Source organism: Paraburkholderia diazotrophica (assembly GCF_900108945.1).
GTDB classification, from domain to species: domain Bacteria; phylum Pseudomonadota; class Gammaproteobacteria; order Burkholderiales; family Burkholderiaceae; genus Paraburkholderia; species Paraburkholderia diazotrophica.
The window spans coordinates 193,761-220,168 of record NZ_FNYE01000011.1 but is presented as its reverse complement, the minus strand read 5'-3'; the positions used below and the strand labels follow the sequence as shown (position 1 = coordinate 220,168).

At 61.9% G+C, this 26,408-nt stretch carries 20 protein-coding genes and 3 pseudogenes; 8 read left to right on the top strand and 15 right to left on the bottom strand.

The window, feature by feature from the left end; genetic code table 11:
* Window positions 1-916: pseudogene (locus BMW76_RS16725) on the bottom strand (branched-chain amino acid ABC transporter substrate-binding protein); the annotation flags it as partial.
* A gap of 289 nt (window positions 917-1,205) precedes the next feature.
* Window positions 1,206-1,451 (bottom strand): annotated as a pseudogene (locus BMW76_RS16720) (MFS transporter); the annotation flags it as partial.
* A 29-nt stretch (window positions 1,452-1,480) separates the two neighbouring features.
* Here BMW76_RS16720 and BMW76_RS41875 point away from each other — a divergent pair.
* Window positions 1,481-1,651, top strand: a pseudogene (locus BMW76_RS41875) (MFS transporter); the annotation flags it as partial.
* Window positions 1,652-1,923: 272 nt separating this feature from the next.
* Window positions 1,924-2,562, top strand: coding sequence for an IMPACT family protein (locus BMW76_RS16710; protein ID WP_090866903.1), 639 nt, complete (start codon window positions 1,924-1,926; stop codon window positions 2,560-2,562).
* A 413-nt stretch (window positions 2,563-2,975) separates the two neighbouring features.
* On the opposite strand, the gene BMW76_RS16705 is transcribed toward BMW76_RS16710, so the two are convergent.
* The gene (locus BMW76_RS16705) at window positions 2,976-3,713 is read right to left on the bottom strand and encodes an H-NS histone family protein (RefSeq protein ID WP_090866901.1); all 738 of its coding nucleotides are present in this window, start codon (window positions 3,711-3,713) and stop codon (window positions 2,976-2,978) included.
* 438 nt (window positions 3,714-4,151) lie between these two features.
* Between BMW76_RS16705 and BMW76_RS16700 the strand changes: the two genes are divergently transcribed.
* Window positions 4,152-6,167, top strand: a complete 2,016-nt coding sequence (locus BMW76_RS16700; protein WP_090866898.1) for a bifunctional DedA family/phosphatase PAP2 family protein — start codon at window positions 4,152-4,154, stop codon at window positions 6,165-6,167.
* Between the two features lie 125 nt (window positions 6,168-6,292).
* A complete protein-coding gene (locus BMW76_RS16695; RefSeq protein ID WP_090866895.1) occupies window positions 6,293-7,360 on the top strand; it encodes a VTT domain-containing protein in 1,068 nt (355 codons plus the stop codon).
* A gap of 197 nt (window positions 7,361-7,557) precedes the next feature.
* Here BMW76_RS16695 and BMW76_RS16690 read toward each other — a convergent pair whose 3' ends face one another.
* Window positions 7,558-8,637: a diguanylate cyclase gene (locus tag BMW76_RS16690; RefSeq protein WP_245763255.1), complete on the bottom strand. Its 1,080-nt coding sequence runs from the start codon at window positions 8,635-8,637 to the stop codon at window positions 7,558-7,560.
* Window positions 8,638-9,115: 478 nt separating this feature from the next.
* On the opposite strand from BMW76_RS16690, the gene BMW76_RS16685 reads away from it, so the two are divergent.
* Window positions 9,116-10,705 carry an inorganic phosphate transporter gene (locus tag BMW76_RS16685; protein ID WP_090866893.1) on the top strand — a complete coding sequence of 530 codons (1,590 nt, stop codon included), beginning with the start codon at window positions 9,116-9,118 and terminating at the stop codon, window positions 10,703-10,705.
* Between the two features lie 125 nt (window positions 10,706-10,830).
* On the opposite strand, the gene ppk2 is transcribed toward BMW76_RS16685, so the two are convergent.
* From ppk2 to ehuR, 11 genes are all read right to left on the bottom strand, one after another.
* Window positions 10,831-11,757, bottom strand: a complete 927-nt coding sequence (gene ppk2 / locus BMW76_RS16680; RefSeq protein ID WP_090866891.1) for a polyphosphate kinase 2 — start codon at window positions 11,755-11,757, stop codon at window positions 10,831-10,833.
* Window positions 11,758-11,926: 169 nt separating this feature from the next.
* Window positions 11,927-12,313 carry a VOC family protein gene (locus tag BMW76_RS16675; RefSeq protein WP_090866889.1) on the bottom strand — a complete coding sequence of 129 codons (387 nt, stop codon included), beginning with the start codon at window positions 12,311-12,313 and terminating at the stop codon, window positions 11,927-11,929.
* Between the two features lie 101 nt (window positions 12,314-12,414).
* On the bottom strand, window positions 12,415-14,148 hold the full coding sequence (gene ggt, locus BMW76_RS16670) for a gamma-glutamyltransferase (RefSeq protein WP_090866887.1): 1,734 nt from the start codon (window positions 14,146-14,148) through the stop codon (window positions 12,415-12,417).
* A gap of 160 nt (window positions 14,149-14,308) precedes the next feature.
* On the bottom strand, window positions 14,309-15,706 hold the full coding sequence (locus BMW76_RS16665; RefSeq protein ID WP_090866885.1) for an aspartate aminotransferase family protein: 1,398 nt from the start codon (window positions 15,704-15,706) through the stop codon (window positions 14,309-14,311).
* A 40-nt stretch (window positions 15,707-15,746) separates the two neighbouring features.
* Window positions 15,747-17,252 (bottom strand): NAD-dependent succinate-semialdehyde dehydrogenase, encoded by a 1,506-nt coding sequence (locus tag BMW76_RS16660; protein ID WP_090866876.1) that lies wholly within the window; start codon window positions 17,250-17,252, stop codon window positions 15,747-15,749.
* A gap of 155 nt (window positions 17,253-17,407) precedes the next feature.
* The gene (locus BMW76_RS16655; protein ID WP_090866948.1) at window positions 17,408-17,899 is read right to left on the bottom strand and encodes an Lrp/AsnC family transcriptional regulator; all 492 of its coding nucleotides are present in this window, start codon (window positions 17,897-17,899) and stop codon (window positions 17,408-17,410) included.
* A 15-nt stretch (window positions 17,900-17,914) separates the two neighbouring features.
* Window positions 17,915-18,955, bottom strand: a complete 1,041-nt coding sequence (gene doeB / locus BMW76_RS16650; RefSeq protein WP_090866874.1) for a N(2)-acetyl-L-2,4-diaminobutanoate deacetylase DoeB — start codon at window positions 18,953-18,955, stop codon at window positions 17,915-17,917.
* A 4-nt stretch (window positions 18,956-18,959) separates the two neighbouring features.
* Window positions 18,960-20,171, bottom strand: a complete 1,212-nt coding sequence (gene doeA, locus BMW76_RS16645) for an ectoine hydrolase DoeA (RefSeq protein ID WP_090866872.1) — start codon at window positions 20,169-20,171, stop codon at window positions 18,960-18,962.
* Between the two features lie 9 nt (window positions 20,172-20,180).
* Complete coding sequence (locus BMW76_RS16640) at window positions 20,181-21,182, bottom strand: cyclodeaminase (RefSeq protein WP_090866870.1); 1,002 nt, start codon at window positions 21,180-21,182, stop codon at window positions 20,181-20,183.
* A 113-nt stretch (window positions 21,183-21,295) separates the two neighbouring features.
* On the bottom strand, window positions 21,296-22,270 hold the full coding sequence (gene eutB, locus BMW76_RS16635; protein ID WP_090866868.1) for a hydroxyectoine utilization dehydratase EutB: 975 nt from the start codon (window positions 22,268-22,270) through the stop codon (window positions 21,296-21,298).
* A 184-nt stretch (window positions 22,271-22,454) separates the two neighbouring features.
* A complete protein-coding gene (gene ehuR / locus BMW76_RS16630; RefSeq protein WP_177200403.1) occupies window positions 22,455-23,879 on the bottom strand; it encodes a MocR-like ectoine utilization transcription factor EhuR in 1,425 nt (474 codons plus the stop codon).
* A 194-nt stretch (window positions 23,880-24,073) separates the two neighbouring features.
* Here ehuR and ehuB point away from each other — a divergent pair, with 194 nt between their 5' ends.
* The 3 genes from ehuB to ehuD all read left to right on the top strand — a co-directional run bounded on the left by ehuB (window position 24,074) and on the right by ehuD (window position 26,385).
* Complete coding sequence (gene ehuB, locus BMW76_RS16625) at window positions 24,074-24,928, top strand: ectoine/hydroxyectoine ABC transporter substrate-binding protein EhuB (protein WP_090866866.1); 855 nt, start codon at window positions 24,074-24,076, stop codon at window positions 24,926-24,928.
* Window positions 24,929-25,054: 126 nt separating this feature from the next.
* Entirely contained in the window at window positions 25,055-25,729 is a 675-nt protein-coding gene (gene ehuC / locus BMW76_RS16620) for an ectoine/hydroxyectoine ABC transporter permease subunit EhuC (RefSeq protein WP_177200402.1), read from the top strand.
* On the top strand, window positions 25,726-26,385 hold the full coding sequence (gene ehuD / locus BMW76_RS16615; protein ID WP_090866864.1) for an ectoine/hydroxyectoine ABC transporter permease subunit EhuD: 660 nt from the start codon (window positions 25,726-25,728) through the stop codon (window positions 26,383-26,385). Before ehuC ends, ehuD begins: the two co-directional genes overlap by 4 nt.
* The last annotated feature ends 23 nt before the right edge of the window (window positions 26,386-26,408 follow it).

Genomic DNA, 26,408 nt, shown 5'->3' with positions numbered 1-26,408 from the left:
TATAGCTGCACGGGGACACCAAAGCGCTGCTGATAGCGTTTGAAGAACTCGGGTCCTTGCGGCATTTTTGCAGGCGGGACACCCGCCAGCGTGCAGTAGGTATCGTTGTTCATCGACGAGCCGGCCAGCTTGATGAACTGCGGGGTACACGCTTCATCGCCGGCGATGAACTTGACCTTCAACCCAAGCTTTTGTGCCTGCTGCACGAATGCTGCGGCTTGCGTGTCGCCACCCGTGAAAGCGATACCTTCTGGTTGACGGCTCTTGATGGTCGTGAGAATCGCCATCCAGTTCGTCGTCTTGTCGGTGCCAAATTCGCGGGCGACCACGTTGCCTCCGGCAGCCTTGACTGACTTTTCGACCTCATCGGCAAGACCTTGACCGTACGCGGTACGGTCATCGACGATGGCAACCTTGTGCGCGCCAAGATCGCGGACCAGATACAAGCCGATGACCGAGCCCTGCCTCACGTCATTCGCAACCATACGGAACACGGTCGTGAATCCTTGCTGCGTGAGCTTCGGATTGGTTGCCGATTCGGTGATCATCGGGACGCCGGCATCCGAGTAGATTCTGGAAGCAGGTATCGATGTCCCGGAGTTCGCATGTCCAACGACGCCCGCCACACCGTCGTCCACCAGCTTCTGCGCGACGGTCACCGCCGTCTTGGGATCGGCCGCATCGTCCTGCGAGTCGAGCACGAACGTCACGTTTTGCCCGCCAATGCGAATCCTTTTGCTGTTCAGATCTTCGATCGCGAGCCGCACACCGTTCTCGTCGTCCTTTCCGATGTGGGAGAGTTCGCCAGTCAGCGGAGAAACCTGCCCGATCTTTACCGTGAGATCTGCGTGAGCCGCGAGAGGTTGCAGGAAAACATCAGGGACGCGAGGCAAATCAATGGCCGGAATAGTTGCATGGTCGTACTCACGATAGGTTGGCTGGGGAACGGATCGACAGAACCCGCGACCCGTTGGGCTCGGCAACACTGCGCTCGCCCTGTAACCATCGTAATGACGCGGCACAGTAGCCAAAATCAGTCGCGAGGAGCTTTCTGCAAACTTCGATCGAAATGCAGGCAGTTTTCGATAATTTTTCTCGATGCCTGCTTTCCGGGCAGCCTGATCCTTTGCCCCGCTATCGAGGCGATTGAGAAACCCAGGCTACCCCTCGTGCCGAAGTCAGACATCCGAAACGTGGCGCATTGATCACACCGATGCGCCACCGTTGCGCGCCGCAGTCGAGCCAGCGAGAACGAGGACAGCCAGTACGAGCGGAACAGAAGACAGCCGAAGCACCGTGTCCCATCCATATGCCGTCAGCAGGCCACCCGACAGGAACGAGCCCAAGGCCATCGTTCCGAATACGACGAAGTCATTGAGCGACTGCACGCGTGCCTTTTCTTCCGGGTAGTGACATTCGAGCACGAGAGCCGATGCGCCCACAAACCCGAAGCGTGCCATTGAATGCCGAGGTTGGACGCATCATCGCTATGTACGCTCCGAGCTTCTTTACCAGGCGGTTGATTACGCGCTTCGGTGCGCATCGGGTGGTCATGGCCGGCCTGGCGCTCACAGCCCTATCGGCTGCAGTCGGCATGTTGGGCGTCGATGTCGCGCATTTCTGGCTCACGCGCATCCTGCTGGGCATCGGCTCGTCGCGGACGGGTAACTCAGGTGGAACGCCTTATGCAGCAACGGTCTCAGCGATGTCGCAGTTCGCTGAATTGAAGTGGAGGGTTGACGGATCACCGGATGAGGAGTCCGGCGTCGCTCCAGCCAGAGCTAGATCCGTCATGCGGTGCATTATCGGCTTGCGCTGCCGTCGCGTCATCATGCAAGTGAGCAAGAGACTCTTTCCGCATGAGTCAAAATGCAAGCGGCAAATCCATCCTCGAAGACAGGCCGCGCTCGCACATCCGTTAATATGTCGGATGCACCCGCGCCTTTAAATCACCGTTCGCCGCCCGCTTTGCCGACTTTTACGCTGCCCTCGACGCTTCACGCGGAACTCGAAATCCGCAAAAGCCGCTTCATTGCCTACGCGATTCCCGTGGCCGACCGCGACGCCGCGATGGAGGAATTGCAGCGCCTGCGCGCGGAGCACCCCACTGCCACGCACGTATGCTGGGCACTGCTCGCGGGCGGCCAGTCCGGCATGTCCGACGACGGCGAACCGTCCGGCACGGCAGGCCGACCGATACTCGAAGTGCTGCGTCACCACGATCTCGACGGCGTGCTGGCCGCCGTCGTGCGCTACTACGGCGGTGTGAAGCTGGGCGCGGGCGGCCTCGTGCGCGCCTACACCGACGCCATCGCGACCGCGCTGCACGACGCGCCGCGCGTCGAGCGGATTGCGCTCGCGTCGCTGAGCGTCGAAATCGGCTATCCCGACGAAGCACGCGTTCGCCGCTGGATCGAACAGGAAAATCACACGCTCGAATCAAGCGCGTATGGAATGAGCGTGCAATTGACGATACGCATGCCCATCACCGCCATCGACGCCGCGCGCGAAGCACTGCGCGATATGACGCAAGGGCGCGCGAGCTTTCCCGAAGACGTCTGAGCCGATTCGCGAGAACAAAAAACAAAGCGGCTGCGCGCCGGAAAACCATTCCGTACACGCGATCGCTGGCTTCTTCAGATAAGCCTGGCGAGCGGCGACCATCTCAGTTGCCACTTCGCGCACCTGCGCGCCGCCCGCTTGCGCGTCTTCGAGAACATTCGAAGAACGCATGTTGATGGGGCAAATTGACACCCAGACGACGAAGCACCAACGGATCGGACCGATGTATGGAAATGCGTCTATTCGAATGCTGCTTTAAAGACGCAGAAAGCGGCAGAACTGCCGTTAAGCGAGCCGGCATCGCGCCGGCTGCGAGTGACGGCGCGGCGGTTAATGCACCGCGCCCAGGGAAATGGCCGGACCTCGTGAGATCCGGCCGGGTCGTATCGAAGCGTTTGCGTCAGACGCGCAGCTCAAGCCTCGCCCGTAGTCTCGGCGGGCGCCTGTACTGCCGCCGGCGTTTCAACGACAGGCTCCACGGTCTTCACGGGCGCTTTCTTCGCGCTCACTTTTCTTGCGACGCCCTTCTTTGCGGGCGTCTTAGCTGCGGCGGCTTTCCTGGCGACCGTCTTCGTGGCGACCGCTTTCTTTGCAGCCGTCGGCGCGGCTGACTTTGCAGCGGTCTTTCTGGCTGCTGTCTTCTTGCCGGCTGCCTTGACGGACGCTTTCTTCGCGACCTTGCTCGCCGCGGACTTTGCCGTCACTGTTTTCCTGGCCGCGGTCTTCCTTGCGGTTGCCTTCTTTGCAGCCGTTTTTTTCGCGGCTGCCTTGACGGTCACAGCCGGTTCGGAAACAGCCTCAGCCGGATCGATCAGAAACTTGCTGCGGTCTTTCACATTCTTGATCCATGCCGGCGGACGCGCATGACCGCTCCACGTCGCCCCTGTCTTCGGATCGCGATATTTAGGAGGCAACTTGCCTTTCGTGGCCGTCGCCGACTTTGCCTTGCCGCCTGAAACACCGAGACGCTCTGCGAGCACGCGATCGCGTCGTGCCTTTGCACGCCGCTCGATATCCTCCGTCGTGAGACCGTGCTTGATCATCAGTTCGCGGATCTGGTCGAGCGCGCCCTGAGCGCGTTGCGCGACAATCGCTTCGGCCTGGGTTTGCAGCTTCTTTATACGTGCCTGGATAGATTCCAATGTCGCCATTATTGCCTCCCTTTGAATTGCATAGGCCGACTATGCCACGGAATTGCTTAGAAGCGCTATGGTTTTGAAGTATGAATAAGACAATCGTTGCGCGTTTATATCGCCTTCGCCCTTAAGTCCCGCATAAGGTTTGTAACACCTGGCCGGCAAGGCGGCTTTGATGCGCTTTAAAGAACATTGAAGCGGCTTTGGCGCCCCGTCGAAACCGCCTTGAAACGTCGTGCCTGGAAGCGTCGCCTCCACGGCATTGCAAGTCGCAAGAATAAGCAGGGGCTTTCGAACGTTGAGTCTTTAGATCCTGCTTGTGATGCACAGCCGCATGTCTGCGCCCGGCGTGAGCACACTGGTAGACTTTCATGGAACGATTTGCGCGTCATGCGCGTCACCGTGCTGCGTCGCTGTGCTCTTGGATAGCAGCTTCAATACCCGGAGAAATCGATGGAGCACGCGTACGTCCAGTTGCTGCACCTGCTTGCAGGCCATACGGCGTGGACGTTGGTCGTCGTCTTTCTTGCGGCCTTTCTCGAAGCCGTCGCTATCGTCGGCACGTTTGTGCCGGGCAGCACGGCGATGTTCATTGCGGGCGCGCTCGTCGGAACGGGCACGCTGAATCTCGGCTGGCTGCTGGTGTGTGCGATTGCAGGCGCCGTCGCGGGAGACGGAATGAGCTACTGGATCGGCCACCGCTATAAGGACAGAATCGGCAGGTTCTGGCCGTTCAGCACGCATCCGGGCCTGCTCGAAAGCGGCCAGAAGTACTTCGACAAACACGGTGCAAAAAGCGTCGTCTTCGCACGCTTCGCCGCGCCGCTGCGTGCCGTCGTGCCCGTGGTCGCGGGCATGCTCGAAATGCCGCCCGCGCGCTTCTACGCAATGAACCTGCTCTCGGCATTGCTATGGGCCCCCGCGCATATCCTTCCCGGCGTCGTATTCGGCGCGTCGATCCAGCTGGCGGGTGCCGTATCGTTCCGCCTCGTCGCCGCGCTTGCGATCGTCGTCGCCCTCGTGTGGGTCTGCTTCTGGGTCATGCGCGTGGTGGTCTCGCATGCGCGGGCATGGGCGAGCGCATCGCGCCAGGGCATCCTGCACTGGGCACGCAATCACGAAGCACCCTATGGCCGGCTGATCTATCGGATCGTCGATCCCGAACGCGAAGCTATTGGCCTGCTCGTCGGCATCTCGGTGTTCGTGCTACTGTGCGCGGGCGTATTCTTTGGCGTCATGCAGGACGTCGTGGCGGGCGATCCGCTCGTTCAGGTGGACATGTCCGTCTATCGCTTCCTGCAATCGTCACGCGCGCCGTGGATCGACGAAGCGCTTGCGCGCGCTTCGACGCTCGGCAGCATTCCGACGCTGATGGCGCTCGTCATCACGTCCGTCATTCTGATGGCCTATGAGAAGCGTTGGCGCACGCTCATCTATTGGCTCATTGCCGTGCTGTTCTCGCAACTGCTGATCTTCGCGATCCAGGTCATCGTCCATCACACGCCGCCGGCCGCCACGCAACCCGATATCTACGCGTTTCCCAGCAATCACGTTGCGGCGAGCGTCACGGTGTACGGCTTTCTCGCGTTCGTCGTCGCGCGGCGTGTCGGCATGCTGACGGGCATCGCAGTGACGGCGTTTGCCACGCTGACAGTGATCGTCATCGCGTTCGCGGGCCTGTACTCGGGACGCTTCGCGTTCTCCGATGCCGTGGGCGGCGCGGCATTCGCGGCCGTCTGGGTGGCCGTGGTCGCGCTGACGGCCGTATGGCGGCATCCTGAAACGCCGCCGTTGCGCGAAGCCATGCCCGCCATACTGCTCGCGGTGCTATGCGCGAGCGTGGGCGTGCAGATCAGCTTGGGACGCCAGCCGGATATGCCGAAAACCGCGCGCGAGCGTCCTCCTGTCGTCGTCACGCAAGCGCAATGGACGGACTCGTTGTGGAAGATCTTTCCCTGTTACCGCTCCGACATGAAAGGCGACCGGCGCGAGCCGATCACCGTGCAATGGACAGCCGATCCGCAGCAGATCGTCGCGCAGCTGCGCAGCCGCGGCTGGATGGAGGGCACGCATTTCAATGCGCGTAGCCTGTTCTCGCTGGTGTCGCCCGACGTGCCCGCGATGGATTTGCCCGTGCTGCCTAAGCTCAACGACGGCGAACCGTCGACGCTCGTATTCAGCAGACCGCGCGAGCGCCGCGACGAACGCGACGTGCTGCGCTTCTGGCGCACGGGCTATGCCGTTGCGCGCCGCGATGGCATTGTGCCCACACCGATCTGGCTCGGCTCGCTCGTACACGAACGGCTGCTGAGGCCGTCGTGGCCCTTCAATGTGTTGCGCACCGACCGGCAACTCGATCCGCTCATTTCGTCGAAGTCGCATGACGGCGAGTGGCGAGAGCTCGAAATCTCGCACAGCATCGGATGCACCGACATTCCTGTCACGCTGCTTGCGTCGAACCGGCGCTAGTGTCGCGTGTTCTCTTGGCTCAAGCTTGGTGCGCTCTTACGCTGACACGCGCGATGCGTTTAGCCGTGCAACAATGAGCGGCTGCCGGCGCGAATCACGCGACAGGCAACGCGAGACGCGAAGCGATGCAGAGCGCCAAGGAGTCGCTGCAATTGGTCGAGTTCCACTCATCGGCAATATCAACCTGGGGCGCAACCGTCGTTTTCGCGAACGTGCTGCTCACGCGCCTCGGCGTTCCCGTGCCCGCCGTGCCCGTGCTGCTGCTTGCGGGGACGGCCATCGCGAATGGCCATCTGTCGTTCTGGCACGTGCTGACAGCGGCCCTCGCAGGCGCACTGATCGGCGACGGCACGTGGTTCCTGGCGGGCCGCCTGCTCGGCCGACGGCTGATCCGCGCGCTCGCCCGCCTGTCGGCTGCTGTCGAAGTGCACATGCGTAAAGCGCGCGCGCTCTTCGTTCGCCTCGGCCCGGCCATCGTGTCGGTGTCGAAGTTCGTGCCGGGGCTTGCGATCATCACGCCGCCGCTGATGGGCACGACGCGCGTCGGCGCCGTGATTTTTTTCGCATGGGATGCCGTGGGTATCGTCGCGTGGGCGACGTTCTGGTTGCTCGGCGGCGCGATATTCGAGCATCAGCTCAGCCTGTTGATTTTCGAAGTGCGGGCTCATGGCTGGACGATCGTCGATGTGCTGTTCGCAATCGCAGTCGCGTATCTGGCGTTCCGCCTGATCCAGCGCTGGCGGCTGCAACAGCCGCTGTCGCTTGCGCCCGTCTCGTCCGAACAGCTCGATGCGATGATGCACGCCGACAAGCCGCCCATCGTGCTCGACGCCCGCCCTGCAGCAGTGCAAGCACAGGCGCCGCAGCGCATTCCGGGCGCACTGCCGCTCGACATCAATTCGCCCGGCACCGTCGACGCCGCATTGCTTGCACGCGATGTCGTCGTCTATTGCGTTTGCGCCGACGACGTCACGGCAAAGGCGTTGTCGCAGCATATGCGAAGCAAGGGCTTTACGCGAGTGCGCGCGCTAAAAGGCGGACTCGACGCATGGGAACGGCGTGGCTATGCGGTCGAGCCTTCGAGCGCCGAGGAAGAGAGCGTCGCGCATCCCACGCACGAAAAAAGCCGCGCGGTGCGCAAAGAGCGCGGCATTACACTGCGCGGTATTGCGCCGAGAGGCGCCGTTTCCTGAAGCGCGCATTTAATGCGTACGCGATTCCATGTGTCGGCAAGCGCCTCAACGCGTGCGATCGGCCGATCTGCTACGTCGTCAAATGGGCGCTGTTCCGTTCGAATTTGCGGGCGTTATTTACGTGCTTCAAAGGTGCTTCGCCTGAGCACTATTCTCCAGGCGTGTGTCTTGAGACTGCGTTAGCGCGACGCGCCGCTTTAGCCGCGCGCGGCTTCCTGCACGGGTGCAAACCCGCCGACGACGATCCGGTCGCGCCCCGTCGTCTTCGCCTGATACAGGCTGCGGTCGGCCTCCAGCAGCCACGTGTGATAGTCGGATATATCGTCGGTGAGTTGGGCGATACCCACGCTGATCGTACACGGACATTCCGCCGATGCTTCTTTGCACTTCTCCCGCACGCGCTGCACGAGTGCTTTCGCGACGGCATGCGCTTCGCGCAACGTCGCACCCGGCAGCACGACGCCGAACTCCTCTCCGCCGTAGCGTCCAATGCTGTCGCCCGCGCGGAAATGGCGGCGCAGCAGATCCGCGAATGCCTGTAGCACAGCGTCTCCAGCAGGATGGCCCATCGTATCGTTGATGCGCTTGAAGTGGTCGAGGTCGATCAGCAGAAGGCATGACGCGTAGCGGTTCGCGCGGCATCGTTCGAATTCGTCGGCGAGCAGCCCTTCCCAATGCCGCCGGTTCCACAAGCGCGTCAAGCCGTCTGTCCGGCTCAGACGTTCCAGTTCCCGTGTGCGCTGCGCAAGCTCGAGCGACAACCGGTAGCTCGTCAGACCGAAAGCGGGCGGATAAACGACAAGGAACGGCAGACACCCGAGAACCACGGGCATCTGCGATATTGGCGCAAAGATAAAGCCCAGTGTGACGAGCCCCACAAGCAATCCGAGTACATGCGCGACCGCGCCGCGTGCAAATAGCCGAAGACCGCCGGCCGCGATGTTGTCCATGCTGAGCATCGCGAGAATCAGTACACTGGGCAGCACATTGAACTGCATCGCGACGACCCAGAAGCCGCCCAGCAGCGTGTCGACCATCAGGTTCACGCGCTCGCCCCGAGAGGGCACGGAACAGGCAAGAGCGGCACGCCGCGCGACATGCGGCCAGAAGAAACCATGGAACACGAGCAGCGCCCACAGCACGAATCCGCGATGCTGTTGCGCGAATACGGAAGCGACACAGAAGAAACCAAGTCCTAGCCCGGCAATGCGCAAACGGTAGATGCGCTCGACAAAGCGTGTCCCTTGCGCGGCCTTGCTATTCGTTGCCAACTTCATCGCTCTCTGAGCAAGTGACTGCGGGGAATTCAGGCACGCGCGACGGTCATTGCGCGTGGTATGTGGGCCTTGCATTCAATGCAGACGCAAGGTCGTGGATTGATATAAAAAGAATACCAGCACCGCAACCTGCATTGAGCCCAATTAATGGGTGGAAGCGCTTCTGTCGCTCGTGTGTGTTGTTTTCCCACAAGAGGTTGATCGAGGCCTGGTGTGATCAATGGCCGCTTGTCAGTGGCACGGCCGATGCCGCCAATGTTTCGAAGCCAAGCAGGCGTTTTAGCGCTTTAGCCAACGCGCTCTTCTTTTAAGGCACTACAACATCGCATGCACGGACGAGCGCGCATCGCCGTTCAAAAACCCCTTGATTCAGGGCATAAACGTTAAGGGGCAGCATCCGTCACGCCGTTGTCATCGTACAGACATACTGCCCTTGCAGCATCGTAAATCCCCCGAACCTTCCCCCGAGGCCCAGGCCATGCCGGAACTCTCCTATCCGCAACCAGGTACTGCAACCGCGAAGAACCGCAATTTAGGCGTCGCCGTCTTTTTGATCGCGCTTGTCGCGGGCGTCATCTATTGCGCGTTCCAGTTGACCGGTGACCTCGAATCCGTGCGCATGGGTTCGTTTGTTCCGTATCTGCTTCTCGGTATTGCCCTGTTGATCGCGCTCGGCTTCGAATTCGTCAACGGCTTTCACGACACGGCGAACGCGGTCGCGACCGTCATCTATACCCACTCGCTGACGCCTGGCGTGGCCGTCGTCTGGTCGGGCACATGGAATTTTCTCGGCGTGCTGACTTCGACGGGCGCAGTCGCATTCGGCATTCTTCAATTGCTGCCCGTCGAACTGATTCTGCAGGTGGGCACCAGCGCCGGCTTTGCAATGGTCTTTGCGCTGCTTATCGCCGCAATCATCTGGAATCTCGGCACGTGGTGGTTCGGCTTGCCGTCGTCGAGTTCGCATACGCTGATCGGCTCGATCATCGGCGTCGGCTTGATGAACCAGATGCTGCACGGCCCGAACGGCACGAGCGGCGTCGACTGGGCGCAAGCGCTCGGTGTCGGCAAATCGCTGCTGTTTTCACCTATCGTCGGCTTCCTGCTGGCAGCGCTGCTGCTGCTGATCCTCAAGGCGGTCGTGCGCGTGCCCGAACTCTATGCCGAGCCGAAGGGCAAAGAGCCGCCGCCGTTCTGGATTCGCGCGTTGCTGATTCTGACCTGCACGGGCGTTTCATTCGCGCACGGTTCGAACGATGGACAGAAGGGCATGGGCCTCATCATGCTGATCCTGATCGGCACGGTGCCGACGGCTTATGCGCTGAACAAGGCTGTCAATGCAACGGAAACGCAGACGTTCCTCGCCGTTTCGCAGCAAGCTTCCGCGACGCTCGGCAAGTATGCAACCGAGGGCGCGCCGCCCGTCGCAGCACCACGCACCGAAGTGGAGAACTATGTGCGCACGCGTCAACTGACGCCCGCGACGGTGCCCGCACTGCAGAAGCTGTCGGAACAGATCGGCCAGCAGGTCAGCGCGTCCGGTTCGATGGCGAACGTGCCGCAAGACATGGTCGATAACGTTCGCAACAACATGTATGTGGCGTCCGAAGCGATCCGTCTGATGGAAAAAGCGAAGCAGCCCGCGTTTGCACCGGGCGACGCCAAAGCGATCGACAACTTCAAGAAGCAGATGGATCACGCGACGAAGTTCATTCCGACCTGGGTCAAGGTCGCGGTGGCGATTGCGCTGGGTCTCGGCACGATGGTGGGCTGGAAGCGGATCGTCGTGACGGTGGGCGAGAAGATCGGCAAGCAGCATCTGACCTATGGCCAGGGTGCGTCGGCCGAGCTCGTCGCGATGGTGACGATCGGTGCCGCCGACGTCTACGGTCTGCCCGTCTCGACGACGCACGTACTGTCCTCAGGCGTTGCAGGCACGATGGCTGCAAACGGCTCGGGGCTGCAATGGGGCACCGTGCGCAGCCTCGTGCTGGCATGGGTGTTGACACTGCCGGCGTCGATTGCGTTGTCGGCGTGCCTGTACTGGGTGTTCCGGCATACCTTCTGATCGACGGCCTTTCGCCCGCGAGGGCAAACAAAAAAGCGCGGCCAGCAAGCCGCGCTTTCATTTGAGCCCTATGAACAGGGCCTATGACCAGGGCCTATGACCAGGACCTATCAACCGGGTATCGATCAATAGACTTCTGGCACGATCATCGTCGACGGCACAGGCTGACGAATGTAATCGTCGTGATACACGCGTTCCGGCAACATGATGGACGGATGTTCGATCTCGTGATACGGGACCTGACTCAGCAGATGATGAATGCAGTTCAGGCGCGCACGCTTCTTGTCGACGGCCTGCACGACCCACCACGGCGCCTCGGGGATATGAGAGCGCTGCAACATCACTTCCTTCGCTTGCGTATAGTCCTCCCAACGCCGACGGCTTTCGAGGTCCATCGGGCTCAGCTTCCATTGCTTGAGCGGATCTTGAATGCGCGCCTGGAAGCGGATTTCCTGTTCCTCGTCGGTGATGGAGAACCAGTACTTGAGAATCTGGACGCCGCTGCGCACCAGCATCTTTTCGAATTCGGGTACTGAGCGGAAAAACTCTTCGTACTCGTCGTCGTTACAAAAGCCCATGACGCGTTCGACGCCCGCGCGGTTGTACCAGCTGCGATCGAACAGCACCATTTCGCCGCCTGCGGGCAGATGGCTCACATAGCGCTGGAAGTACCACTGCGTGCGCTCGCGGTTGTTCGGTGCGGGCAGCGCGGCGACGCGGCATACACGCGGATTCAGTCGCTGCGTGATGCGCTTGATCGCACCGCCCTTGCCTGCCGCATCGCGGCCCTCGAAGATCACGACGAGGCGATGACCCGTCTTGACGATCCAGTCCTGGAGCTTGACGAGTTCGCCTTGCAGCCGGAACAACTCGCGGAAATAGTGCTTGCGGGCTTCGCGTGCCTCGGGCGTAAAGCCCTCCGAGCCGTCGAGAATACGGTCGTCCACTTCCATTTCCAGTTCCTCGTCGTACGCGTCGACAAGGTCTTCTTCGAAACGGCGCTGCCGCGCGGCGAGCGCCGCGTCGTCAAATTCCTGCTCGGATTCCTTCATCACAGTGGCTCCTGGTTTCTTCCATTCCACGGAAGGGGGTTACTCTGCGCGTGGGCTCTTGTGATTGTGGCGATTGTGGGTATCATTCATATTACTCCATCTGCCGATGCGCCCAACAGCGCGCCAGCAGTGGCTTGCCTTGCGTTTGCGCGGCCGCAGACGAAAGGCGTTAAAGCCTCTTTGCAATACTGATCTCATGTCCATCGGGATCGCAAATATGAAAGTACCGCTCGCCCCATGAAGCATCGGCGGGCGCGGCCTCGGGCGTGAATCCCGCCGCAAGCGCGTTGCGATAGACGGCGTCCACGTCGGACACGTGAACGATAACCCGTCCCCACCACAGAACGGGCCCTCGCGTGTCGACGATCAGATTCAGATAAGTGCCGCCGAATGCAAACGACGTAAATGCTTCGGACGGCCCGCCATAAGAAAGCGGAAACCCAAGCGCAAGGTAAAACGCAACGGCGCGCTGCATGTCGTGCGTGGCCAGCGTAACGGCGCTCAATCCTTCGAAGCGCGGCCCGGCTGCATCGTTCTGTTTGACTGGCTGATTCATCGCTCTCTCCCGCTGCTGAAAGTGAAAACAGCGGACACTGCCATTCCGGCAATGCCCGCTGCAAAGCGAATCAACACGACGTGCCGATGCACGTCACGCTGTTACGGTATCACTCGCGTCACACCGCGTCCACGTGGGTCGGATACGGGTTGCGGCGTCTCTCCGTTGATCTTGATCGCCTGAATGTCGCCGTTGAAATTCTGTGCCTGCAACGTGTAGCCCTTCGCTTCGACCTGCTTCGCGAGGTCTCCGTCGATCGGCTTGTACGGCTCCCAGAAAATCGTGTTCGGCGGCAGCAGCTGATGGTGAAAACGCATCGCGCCAACGGCTTCGTTCAACGGCATGTTGAAGTCGTACACGTTGTTGATCACCTGGAAGATCGACGTGAAGATGCGCGAGCCGCCCGGCGTGCCGATCACGAGCGACACCTTGCCGTCCTTCGTCAGAATGGTCGGCGTCATCGACGACAACGGACGCTTCTTCGGTTCGATCGAGTTCGCGTCGCTGCCCACCACGCCGAACATGTTCGGCACGCCCGGCTTCGACGCGAAGTCGTCCATCTCGTCGTTCAGCACGATACCCGTGCCTTCCGCCACGACGCCCGAGCCGAAATAACCGTTGACCGTGTACGTGTTCGAGACGGCGTTACCCCACTTGTCGACCACCGAGAAATGCGTCGTCTCGGCTTTCTCGGGCATCGACGTGCCCAGCCCCGGCTGCACGCTCTTCGTGTCCGACGGCGTGGTCGGGTTCACTTCCGATGCGCGCTTCGCGATATACGCATCGTCGGTCAGTTGCGTAATCGGCACCTTATAGAAGTCGGGATCGCCAAGGTATTGCGCGCGGTCCGCAAACACGCGCTTTTCGATTTCCGAAATCAGATGGATGTACTGCGGCGAATTGAGCGCGACATTATTGAAGTCGTCCTTCCGGTCCGCCTTCATCTTCAGCAATTGCACGAGGCCGATACCGCCTGAGCTCGGAGGCGGCGCGGTAATCACGCGATAGCCGTTCCAGTTCGCCTGGACGGGCTGACGCCACACGGCCTTGTACTCCTGCAAGTCGCGCTTCGTGATGAGGCCGTGGCCCTTCTTCATCGACGCCGCGATCAGGTCGGCCGTCTTGCCGTTATAGAACTCGCGTGCGCCCTGATTCGCGATGCGCGTCAGCACAGCTGCAAGATCCGGCTGCCTGAAATTGACGCCCTGTTTCAGATTGCCGAAATAGGTGTCGAAATTCGTTTTGTCGCCAAAGTCCTTTTCCGCATTTTCGCGCCGCTGCGCAAGCTGCTCGTCGACTTCGAATCCATCGCGCGCATATTTGATTGCGGGCGCCAGCACCTGCTTCCACGTCAGCTTGCCGAAGCGATGCTGCGCTTCCCACATGCCTGCAACCGTTCCCGGCACGCCAACGGCATCGTAGCCATAAAGGCTCTTGCCCTTGATGACGTTGCCCTGCTCGTCGAGATACATCGTGCGCGTCGCAGCGAGCGGCGCACGCTCACGATAGTCGATGAAATACGGCTTGCCGTTCATGTACAGCGTCATGAAACCGCCACCGCCGATATTGCCCGCTTCGGGATACGTGACGGCCAGTGTGAACGCAATTGCGACGGCCGCATCGACGGCATTGCCGCCTTCCTTGAAGATCTGCTCGGCGGCATCGGCGCTGTACTTGTCCGCGACGGCCACGGCCGATGCATCGAGTACGACTTGCTGTTTGGGAGGGGCCTTGGCGTAGGCCGGTGCGGATTCGAGAAATCCCGCGGAGGTTGTGAAAAGCCCGGCCACTGCCAGGGCTGTTGCAGAGAACTTTGCTTTATCGATTAGTTTCAATGCGTGTCTCCAAAGACATTCTTCCGGTTCAGGAACGAAAAGCCTGTCTTTGGGCTTATAACACGCAATGCGCACAAATGCGAAGCGGCCCCATGCACTCGTCGTGCATGGGGCCGCTTTCTCACTCGATTACGCCAATTGCAATTCAGCGACGACGCTGTTATGCCGTGGCCGTATCCTTGAGCACCTGCGATGCGACTTCATCGACGGCGGCCTTGGTCAGCGAAACGATTTCGTCGACTTCGGCGCGCGTCGTGATGAGCGGCGGCGCAAAGCCAAGGATGTCGCCGTGCGGCATCGCACGCGCAATCAGACCGCGTTGCAGCGCGGCAGCCGACACGCGCGGACCGACCTTCAACGCAGCATCGAACGGACGGCGCTCTTCCTTATGCGCCATGAATTCGAGAGCAGCCAGCATGCCTGCGCCGCGCACTTCGCCGACGAGGGGATGCGAGTCGAACGCAGCGTGCATCTGCGCGAGCAGATAGCCGCCGACGTCGGCCGCGTTTTGCGTGAGCTTCTCGCGCTCGAGGATGTCGAGGTTCGCGAGCGCCGCAGCGGCGCAAACGGGATGCCCCGAATACGTCCAGCCATGTCCCATCGGGCCGTGTTCCTGCGAGCCCTGGGCGATCACGTCCCATACCTTCTCGCCGACGATCACGGCCGACAGCGGCGCATACGCGCTCGTCAGGCCCTTCGCGACGGTGATCAGATCCGGCTCGATGCCGAAGTGCTGCGCGCCCATCTTCGAGCCCAGACGTCCGAAGCCGCACACCACTTCATCGCTGATCAGCAGAATGTCGTGCTTCTTCAGCACCTTCTGGATCGCGGGCCAGTAGCCGGCCGGCGGCGGCAGGATGCCGCCCGTGCCCATCACGGGTTCGGCGATGAAGGCGGCGATCGTATCCGCGCCTTCCCTGGCGATCAGCTTCTCGAGTTCTTCGACGCAATAGTCGACGAACTGCGCTTCGCTCATGCCCGCGGGCGCCTGACGATACCAGTGCGGACATACCGTGTGCTTGACGCGCTCGATGGGCAGATCGAAATGCTGATGGAAGCTCGGCAGGCCCGTCAGGCTACCCGTGACGATGCCGGAGCCGTGATAGCCGCGCTGGCGCGAAATGATCTTCTTCTTGTTCGGGCGGCCCTTCACATTGTTGTAGTACCACACGATCTTGATCTGCGTTTCGTTCGCATCCGAACCGGACATGCCGTAGTACACCTTCTTCATGCCCTTCGGCGACCAGTCGATGATGCGCGACGACAGCTCGATGATCGTATCCGTCGAATGGCCGACATACGTGTGGTAGTACGCGAGCTTCTTCGCCTGCTCGTAGATCGCGTCGGCGACTTCCGTGCGGCCATAGCCGATGTTCACGCAATAGAGGCCGGCGAACGCGTCGATGAACGACTTGCCTTGATGGTCTTCGATGCGAATACCCTTCGCGCCCGTGACGATACGGCCGGGCAGCGCGCCGCTCGCGTGATCGTGAGCGTGCGTCGACGGGTGCATGAAGTGAGCGCGGTCCGCGCTAAACAGTTGATCGAGCTGGGTCATGGGAAACTCCGTTTTCTGATCGATAGTTGAATGACAAGTCTCAAGCGGCGTGGGGCCGATGAGCACAAGAAGCAGCGTCGGCGACAGGCAAGCCCAGTTGACCGAGGCAGTAGTAACGCGTTTCGACGAACGGCTCGAAACCTTCGAGTCCGCCTTCGCGGCCGAGGCCCGATGCCTTCATGCCGCCGAACGGAATCGGTGCGCCCGTGAACTTCACGCCGTTCACGGAGACCATCGCGAAGTCCAGTTGACGAATCACCTGGAACACCGTGTTCATATCCTTTGCGCAGAGATACGCAGCGAGGCCGTACTCCGTGTCGTTGGCGCGGGCGATCGCTTCGTCGAGCGTATCGAACGGCGATACAGCGGAAATGGGCGCAAAGTTCTCCTCATCATAGATGCGCATGCCCTTGCCCGCATCGGCGACTACGGTCGGCTCGAAGAACCAGCCGCCGCGCGCATGCGGCGCACCGCCCGCGACAATGCGCGCGCCCTTCGCCCGTGCATCTTCGACGCGTTGCACCGTTGCGTCGAACGCGGCCTGGTGCATCAGCGGACCTACTTCGCTACCCGCTTCGAATGCCGAGCCGACTTTCAGCGCGCGCACGGCTTGCGCATAGCGCTCGACGAAAGCGTCGTAAATCGGGCGCGCAACCAGAATGCGATTCGCCGCGCAGCAGTCCTGGCCCGACGTCTGGAACTTCGCGCCCACGGCGACGCGCACAGCCTGTTCGAGATCGGCGTCTTCCGTCACGATGAACGGCGCATTGCCGCCCAGTTCGAGCGCCGTCTTCTTGATACCGCTTTGCGCGACGGCCTGCATCACGAGTCCGCCGACACGCGTCGAACCCGTAAAGCTCACCGTGCGCACGCGCGGATCGCGCACGAGCGTTTCCATCGCCATTTGCGGTTCGCCGAGCACGACGTTGAACACGCCGGCCGGAAAGCCCGCTTCTTCCGCGAGTTGCGCAAGCGCGAGCGCAGAGAACGGCGTTTCGTGCGCGGGCTTCACGACGATGGTGCAACCCGCCGCCAGTGCCGCCGCCGCCTTGCGCGTGATCATCGCGTTCGGGAAATTCCACGGCGTGATCAATGCGGCCACGCCGACGGGCTCCATCATCGTGCCGAGATGCGCGCCGTCGATATGCGTCGGAATCGTGCGGCCATTCAGGCGCTTGCCTTCGTGCGCGAACCATTCGATGAAGCTCGCGCCATACGCGATTTCACCGGCGGCTTCTGCGAGCGGCTTGCCCTGTTCGAGCGCGAGAATGCCCGCGAGATCGTTCTGATGGCGCAAGATGAGTTCGTGCCAGCGCAACAGCAAGGCCGCGCGCTTCGCGACGGGCACCCAGCGCCACGTTTCGAACGCGCGCTGTGCGGCGTCGACGGCTTGCGTGATTTGCGGCGCTTCGAGCATCGGCACGTGGCCGATCACTTCCTGATCCGCGGGATTCTGCACGGCCACCGTGGATGCCGTTTCGCTATGCACCCAACGGCCATCGACGTAACACAGCGACTTGAACAGAACGGGATGACCCAGCAACATGACGATCTCCTATGTGCGTTATCTGACTGTTACTGTACGGGCGATACGCATCGTGTTTTTTTGGTTCGGAGCGTCGGCGCTGTGTGTTTTTTCTGTTTTAGCGCGGCGCTACGCGAAGTTTTTTTGGCCGCCCGTTTAGCACTGCATCGACGGCTTTATTCGCCGCCGCTGATTGCATCCGAGGCCCAGTCCGGCATCGTCTCGGGCACGTTCTTCACGACCTTCGTCACGATGTACGTGAAGTAACGCTCGATACCCAGCTCATCCGTGAGCAGCGCATCGATAAAGCGCTGATAGTGATCAATGTCGCGCGACATCACGTGCAGCACGTAATCGACCCCGCCGCCCGTCGCGTGACATTGCGTCACTTCGGGGGCGGCGGCGACGCGCTCTTCGAAACGGCGCATGTCTTGCGCCGTATGCCGCGCGAGCGTCACCTCGACGATGATGCGGCTGCCCTTGAATGCGCGTGCCCAGTCGATATCCGTCCGATAGCCACGAATCACGCCGCTCTCTTCGAGCCGCCGCACGCGCTCCCACGCAGGCGAGATCGACAGGTTCACTTCCTCGGCAAGACGCGACTTCGTGATGCGTCCGTCCTGCGCGAGGATGCGAAGAATCGCGAGATCGTAGCGATCGAGTTTCATCATCGGCACGTGCCCTTACTTTTTCGCGGCGGCCGTCGAAACGGGAATGCCGCGCTCGACGATATCGGCCACCACGGCCACCGTATCGCCGATATGCACGAGTCCCGGAAAATGCCGTGCCGCGAGCAGACCGCTGCGTTTCGCGCGATATTCGAACGGCTTTGCGCCCGTGCGCGTCGCGTCGTGAACGCGCGCGATCACTTCGCCTGCCTCGACGCTGTCGCCCAGGTCCTTGCACAATTCGAGCAGGCCGTCGTGCTCGCTCGTCGTGTAGCAAGTGCCGTCGGGCATGTCGAGCAACGTCGTCGTGCGCATCGATGCGTCGTCGGCAGGTGCCGCCGACAGCACACCCGCATTCGCGAGGAAGCCGCGCACGCCGCGCTCGGCCACGGCGACGCTTGCGACCGTCGCCGTTCCGCCGCCGCCCAGTTCCGTCGACACGAACACCTTGCCCGCTTCTTCGACAGCCGTATCGAACAGACCGACGCTATCGAGTTCGAGCATCCGCATCGAATACGGTGCGCCGAATGCGCGCATCGCCGCTTCGCAACGCGCCTGCTGCTTCGCATCGTCGAGCACGTGCACGGCTGCGAATGGCACGAAGTCGAGCGTGCGTCCGCCCGCGTGCAGATCGAGCACATAGTCCGCGAGCGGCAGCAGATAACGCTGGAAATAGTCGGCGATCTTCTCCGTCACCGTGCCGTCCGGCTTGCCCGGAAAGCTGCGGTTGAGATTGCCGCGATCGATCGGCGACGTACGGCTGCCCGCGCGAAACGCCGGATAGTTCATGAACGGTACGATGATCACGCGTCCCGTCACCTCGCTTGCCTTCAGCGTCGACGCGAGCTTCGACAGCACGATCGGACCTTCGTACTCGTCGCCGTGATTGCCGCCTGTCAAAAGAGCGGTCGGACCATTGCCGCGACGGATCACCGTGATGGGGATCATCACGGCGCCCCACGCGGAAGCGTCGTGCGAATACGGCAGTTTCAGAAAGCCGTGCTGTTCGCCGTCCGCTTCGAAATCGACAGTGGCATGAATGGGTGATGCCCGCATTGCACTACTCCTTGATGAACAGCTTGCGCGGCGTGTTGCAGAAGGGCTCGACACCCGACTCGGTAATCAGGATGCTCTCCGTGATTTCGAGTCCCCAGTCGTCGAGCCACAGGCCCGGCATGAAGTGGAACGTCATGCCGGGTTCGAGGACCGTCTTGTCCCCGGGACGCAGGCTCATCGTGCGCTCGCCCCAGTCCGGCGGATAGCTCGCGCCGATGGGGTAACCACAGCGGCTGTTCTTCTCGATGCCCGATTTGCGCAGCACCGCAAAGAACGCATTCGCGATGTCTTCACACGTATTGCCCGGCTTCGCGGCCGCAAGCCCCATTTCGATGCCTTCGACCACGGCCTTTTCCGCATCGATGAAATGCTGCGGCGGCTTGCCGAGATACACCGTGCGCGACTGCGGGCAGTGGTAGCGCTTGAAGCAGCCGGCGATTTCGAAGAACGTGCCCGCGTTCTTTTCGAATGGCGAGTCGTCCCAGGTCAGATGCGGCGCGGCGGCATCGGCGCCTGTGGGCAACAGCGGCACGATCGCCGGATAGTCACCGCCGTAGCCGTCGATGCCCGTGATCCCCGCCGAATAGATATCGGCGACGAGATCGCTTTTGCGCATGCCCGGCTCGATCCGCTCGACGATACGCGTGTGCATCTTCTCGACGATGCGCGCGGCGATGCGCATGTACTCGATCTCGCGCGGCGACTTGATGGCGCGCTGCCAGTTGACGAGCGCCGTCGCATCGCGCCACGTCGCGTTTGGCAGATTGCGCTGCAACGATGCGTAGGCGGCGGCGCTGAAATAGTAGTTGTCCATCTCGACGCCGATGCGGCGCGACTGCCAGCCGCGCGCCTCGATCACTTCGCGCGCGAGATAGTCCATCGGATGACGCTCGGTGGACTGCACGTAGTGATCGGGATAGCCGATGATGTTCTCGCGCTTCATGAACACGGTGCGCAGCGCGCCGTTCGCGTCCTGACCGCGGCCGTACCAGACGGGCTCGCCGTCGAGCGCGAGCAGCACGCATTGATGCACGTAGAACGACCAGCCGTCGTAGCCCGTGAGCCACGCCATGTTGGTCGGATCGGTGACGATCAGCAGATCGATCTGCGCCTTTTCCATCGCCTTGCGTGTCTTCGCGATGCGTGCGTCGTATTCGGCGCGATCGAAAGGCAGGCGAACCACGGGAGTCGCCGCCTGTTGGGGTGTATCTGACATGGTTTCCTCTCAGCGCTTCATGTCGTTACGGAAAATGGTGCCTGCGTTGGCCGCGCGGGCGCGCGCGACGGCGAGGGTCGCGATGGCCGTGTCCTGCGCGCCCGTGCCCGTGAGATCGCACAGCGTGATATCGCTGTCGCTCGTGCGTCCTTTGGCCTGTCCTGCGATGACCTGTCCAAGCTCTGCGTGCCTCGCATCCGCATCGACGACACCGGCTTCGATCGCGTGATGCAGTTCGCCGAGCACGCGCGTCTGCGTGACGCGATCGCATACGTAGCGCGCCGCTGCGAGTGCTTGCGGCGCGATTTCGTTCTTGTGTTCCGCATCCGAGCCCATCGCCGTGATGTGCAGGCCGGGATGCAGGTCGGCGGCCTGGATCAGCGGCTCGGTGCTCGGCGTCGTGGTGATCGCGATGTCGGCTTCGGCGAGCGCGTGATGAACGTCGCGCGCGACTTCTGCGGCAACGTGCAATTGCGCGGACATGTCCGCCGCGAATTGCTCGGCGTTCGCGCGATTGCGCGCCCATACCTTGACGCGCTCGATCTTTCGCACCATCGACAATGCCTGCAATTGCAGACGCGCCTGCTCGCCCGCGCCGATCACGGCAACGCTCGGCGCCTGCTGCTTCGCGAGCCAGCGCGCCGCGACGGCGCCTGCGGCCGCCGTCCGCACGGCCGTCAGATAGCCGTTGTCGAGCAACACCGCTTCCGTGAGGCCTGTTTTCGCGGACAGAACGAGCATCAGTCCGTTAAGGCTCGGCAGACCGAGCTTCGGGTTATCGAAGAAGCCGGGGCTCACCTTGATCGCGAAGCTGTCGAAGCGCGGCAGGTAGGCCGTCTTCACATCGACTTCGCCGCGATGCTCGGGCAGATCGAGCCGCAAGATGGGCGGCATCGCGACGGGCTCCGTGGCAAGCGACAGAAACGCGGATTCGACCTGATCGATTGCGGCGAGATCGAGCGGTACGAGTTCGCGCAATTGCGATTCGCCCAAGAGAGTAATGGCAGTCATGCAGTGTCTCCTTTGTCGACCAGAGTTGGCGCTTTAGCTGTCGGCTGGAGTTGGTGCTTCAGCACTTACTCCCGCCCCATGCAGAGCACTTACTCTGGTCCCATGCAATTCGTTCAGCCAGCGCGCACGATGCGGCGATGCTGGTTCATGTCGATATTCGCGCCCGTCACGATCAGCACGATTGGGCCTTGAAAATCAGGGGCATTGTGCAAACGCTGCGCGAGCAGCGCCGCGATGCCGACGGCGGCCGCGCCTTCGAGCACGAGCCGTTCGTGTTCGTACGCATGCACGAGGCCGCGCGCGATCGTCGCTTCGTCGAGCAACACGACTTCGTCGATCAGCTCGCGCGTGATCGGGAACGTGTACTGGTTGTCGAGCCCGATGCCGCCGCCCAGCGAATCCGCGAGCGACTCGACTTCATCGACGAGCACAGGCTTGCCCGCCTGGAGGCTCGCGTGCATCGCGGCGCCGCGCTCCATCGTCACGCCCGTCATGCGCACCGCGCGATTGATCTGCTTCGACGCAAATGCAATGCCTGCGAAGAGCCCGCCGCCCGACAACGGCACGACGATGTGCGCGACATCGGGCAAGTCTTCCGCGATCTCGACGCCGATGGTCGCCTGTCCGGCGATGACGTCGAGATGATCGAACGGCGGCACATACGCATAGCCTTCTTCGCGCACGAGGCGTTGTGCTTCGACCTGCGCGTCATCCTGGCTCTTGCCGACGATGCGCGCCTGCGCGCCCAGCGCGCGCACGGCCTCGACCTTGTTCGAAGGCACGAGCGACGACATGCACACAGCCGCCTCGATGCCGAGCGCGCGCGCCGCATGCGCGACGGCGCGCCCGTGATTGCCCGTCGAGGCCGTCACCACGCGCTTGCACCCCGTTTCCGCAAGACGCACGAGCGCGTTGGTCGCGCCGCGCAGCTTGAAGCTGCCCGTCGGCTGGACCGTTTCGAGCTTCAGATAGACAGGTTTTTTTGCAATCGCCGACAACGTGGGCGATTCGACGAGCGGCGTGCGCAGCACGCGCCCTTCGATACGGCGTCGAGCGCGATAGACATCGGCAAGCGAGAGAACAGACATTGGCATCGGCCCTGCATGAGAAACGCGACCGATGCGGAAAACCCCAGACGTCAGTATTTCAGTACCTTGAACGCGGGCCACACCGGACTCAGTGCGGCCAGTCTAATGTTCTAAATATTCTTTTCTATTGTCCTGGTACATTTCGTTTTGTATCGCTGCACGCTCACCCGATGCAGCCATACGATCACCCGAAGTCATGCACCTGCGGATACTGCTCGAACACGTCGTGCATCGTTTCGAGTGCTTCCTGATACACCTCTTCGCTCACCTCCGCGCCCACGCACAGCCGCACCGCATTGGGCCGTTCCGCGCCACGCACGAGGAAAGGATCGGGCGACGTCACGGCGATATCGCGATTGCGCAACTCGCGCACGAGCCGGTCCGCCTGCCAGTGATCGGGCACGCGCAGCCACACGGACAGCGCATGCGGATGCGACCCGAGCACATACGGTCCGAGTATCTTCTGTACGAGCGCCTGGCGCTTCGCGAGCCGCTCGCGCTGCATCTCCACCAGACGCGCGGCCGTGCCGTCGTTGATCCAGCGCGTCGCCACTTCCGCGATCGGCGAGTTCGCCATCCAGCTGCTCACGCGCAACACGCTCTCGACGCGCAGCGCGAGACGGCGCGGCGTCGTCATATAGCCCGTGCGCAAGCCGGCCATCACCGACTTCGTCATGCTCGTGCAGTAGAACGACAGCTCGGGGATGTGGCTCGAAATCGGCGCGGGACGCGTGGCGGGTAACGGGCCATAGACATCGTCTTCAATCACATACACGCCATAGCGCTCGGCGATGCGCGCAATCGCGCGGCGCCGCGACTCGGGCATCAGCGCGACGGTGGGATTGTTGAGCGTCGGCGTGCAGACGAGCGCGGTAATGCGCTCGCTATCGCACATCTCTTCGAAATGCTCGGGATGGATGCCGTATTCGTCGATCTCCAGCCCTTTCAACGTAAACCCCAGGACATTCGCGGAGCCGATCACGCCGTGATCGGTCAGACTTTCACACAGCACGGTATCGCCGGGACCGACCAGCGATGCGAGCGCGAGAAAGATGCCGTGCGCCGCGCCGTTGGTGACGAGCAGCGTATCGACGGAAGCCGGCATGCCGAGCGACTCCAGCCACGCGATGCCCGCCTGCCGGTGATGCTCGAAGCCCGCGATGGGCCTGAACGCGCGTATCCACGGCTGGTCGTCGATCTTCGCGAGCGTTGCGCAGACCTTGCGCCACATCGCGTCGTGCTCCGGTGTATGGATGATGCGTGCAATCGAGAAGTCGACCACGGAGCGCTCGGCCGTATCGAGCATATAGTTCGACATCGTTTCCGTAACGCGCTCGGCGACGAAACTGCCGCGCCCCACTTCGCAGCGGATCAGCCCTTGCCGCTCCAGTTCCTTGTATGCGTTCGTCACCGTCTGCACGCTGATCGACAGTTCGGACGCCACATCGCGCTGCGGCGGCAGACGCGCGCCCGCGCGCAGCGACTCGCTTTCGATATCCGTCGCAATCGCCTTCACCAGCCGTTTGTATTTCGACTCGACGCCACGCACCGCGCCGACCGCATCCCGCCATTGCTCTATCACTGCACTCTCCAGGTTTACAGCATGCATAGTGCGACGAAAGCAGCCCAGAAAATAATTGTCCTAGTGCAATGGGAACAAAAAAATGGCTTTGTATGCTGCGCTCATGGTTCGGTTCCGGGGTCGCTCAAAGCGCTGGAACGCTTGCCACACCGGGTTTTCCCGGGGATCGCGCCGCTGTGGCACGACATTCATTACTTTTACTTTCGCCCTACGGAATCGACATGAAATCGAAGCGCACGTCCGTCATGCTCGGCGCCCTCTGCCTCACGGCAGCCGGCCTTGCCATGCACACCCAGTTCGCGTCGGCTGAAACGACGTTGCAGCGCATCCAGCGCACCGGCGAAGTCCGCATCGGCTATGCGAACGAAGCACCGTTCGCCTATACGACGCCGGATGGCAAGGTGACGGGCGAATCGCCGGAAATCTCGCGCAAGGTATTCGAAAAGCTCGGTGTGAAGAAAGTGGATGCCGTGCTGACGGAATGGGGCTCGCTGATTCCGGGCCTGCGCGCGGGACGCTTCGACGTCATTGCCGCCGGCATGTACATCACGCCGGAGCGCTGCAAGCAGGTCGCTTTTGCCGATCCGCAATATCAGATCCAGGACACGCTGCTCGTGATGAAGGGCAATCCGAAGAACCTGCATAGTTTTGCCGATATCGCGAAGCAGCCAGACCTGAAGCTGGCTGTGATGGCGGGTGCCGTTGAAGTCGCCAATTCGCGCGATGCGGGCGTGAAGGACACGCAACTGTTGCAAGTGCCCGATACGACGGCGCAACTTCAGGCCGTGCGTACGCGCCGCGCAGATGCGGCGGCGGGCACGGCGCTCACGATGAAGGGCCTCGCCGCGAAGGACGCGGGCCAGGTCGAAACGGTCTCCGTCTTCAAAGACGATCCGAAGCATACGGGCTATGGCGCGCTCGCGTTTCGTCCGGAAGACACCGATCTGCGCGATGCGGTGAACAAGCAGTTGCACCAATGGCTCGGCACGCCCGATCATCTCGCGACCGTCGGACCGTTCGGCTTCGACAAATCGAATCTGACCACGAAAACGGCCGCCGAAATCTGCGGCCAGTGATTCGCCGCTCACGCATCGGGCCGCAGACAATGCAGCGCGATCGCACGCCGGGGGAGGCACTCAAAATGCTTCCCCCGTTCAATCCGAGGCGCGCCGAGGCGCCGTCATGCAAGCGAGGCCACCGCCATGCGTGAACTGTTTCCCCTGCTGCTGCAAGGCACGCTCGTCACGGTCGAGATCGCCGTGTTCGGCACGCTGCTCGCGATCGTGATGGCGTTCGTCGGCACGGCCGCAAGGCTCTCGCCGTGGACGCCGTTGCGCTGGATCGGCAACGTGTATGTCGAGGTGTTTCGCGGCACGTCGCTGCTCGTGCAGCTCTTCTGGTTCTTCTTCGTGCTGCCGCTGCCGCCGTTCCGGATCGAACTGACGCCGTTCACAGTGGCGATCGTCGGGCTCGGGCTCCACTACGGCGCGTATGGTTCGGAAATTCTGCGCGGCGCGCTGCGTTCAGTGCCGGGCGGCCAGTTCGAAGCAGCGCTCGCGTTGAACATGTCGGCGTTCTCGCGCATGCGCCGCATCATCCTGCCGCAAGCGATGATCAACGCGTTGCCGCCCGCGACCAATCTGATGATCGAATTGCTAAAGGGCACGTCGCTCGTATCGCTGATCACGCTGTCCGATCTCACGTTCCGAGCGCGCCAGCTCGACGAAGCGACGTTCAAGACGGCCGAGATCTTCTGCCTCACGCTCGTCATCTACTTCGTGCTCGCGCAATTGCTCGCCACGCTGATGCGCTACTTCGAGCGGCGCGTGAGCCACGGCATCGTCGTTCGAATCACCGTGCCAAAGGCGGCGTCATGAATCAATTCTTCGATTTGCAGTACGCCGCGCACATCCTGCCCCAACTTGCGCGCGCGTCGGTGTACACGATATTGATCACGCTGGTCGGCTTCGCGATCGCGCTCGTGCTCGGCCTCGTGCTCGCGATTCTGCGGCGCAGCCACATCAAGGCCGTGTCGCGCACGGTCGCGTTCATCGTCGAGTTCATCCGCAGCACGCCGCTGCTGATCCAGGTGTACGTGCTTTACTATGTGCTGCCCGTCTACGGCATCACGATGTCCGCGCTGATGGCAGGCACGATCGGCATTGCGCTGCACTATGCGTGCTATACGTCCGAGGTGTATCGCGCCGGGCTGAACGGCGTCGCGCGCGGACAGTGGGAAGCGGCATGCGCGTTGTCGCTGTCGCCGTGGCGCACGTATGCCGGCGTGATTCTGCCGCAAGCGGTGCGGCCCGTCATTCCTGCGCTCGGCAACTACCTCGTCGCAATGTTCAAGGACACGCCCGTGTTGTCGGCCATCACCGTGGTCGAACTGATGCAGCAGGCGAAAAACGTCGGCTCGGAAACGTTCCGTTATCTGGAGCCGATCACGCTCGCGGGCCTGTTCTTTCTTGTCATCAGCATTACGTTCGCACAACTCGTGCGGCGGCTCGAATTCAGTTTGAGGCTGCCATGAAGTCGCGCACCGACATCGATACC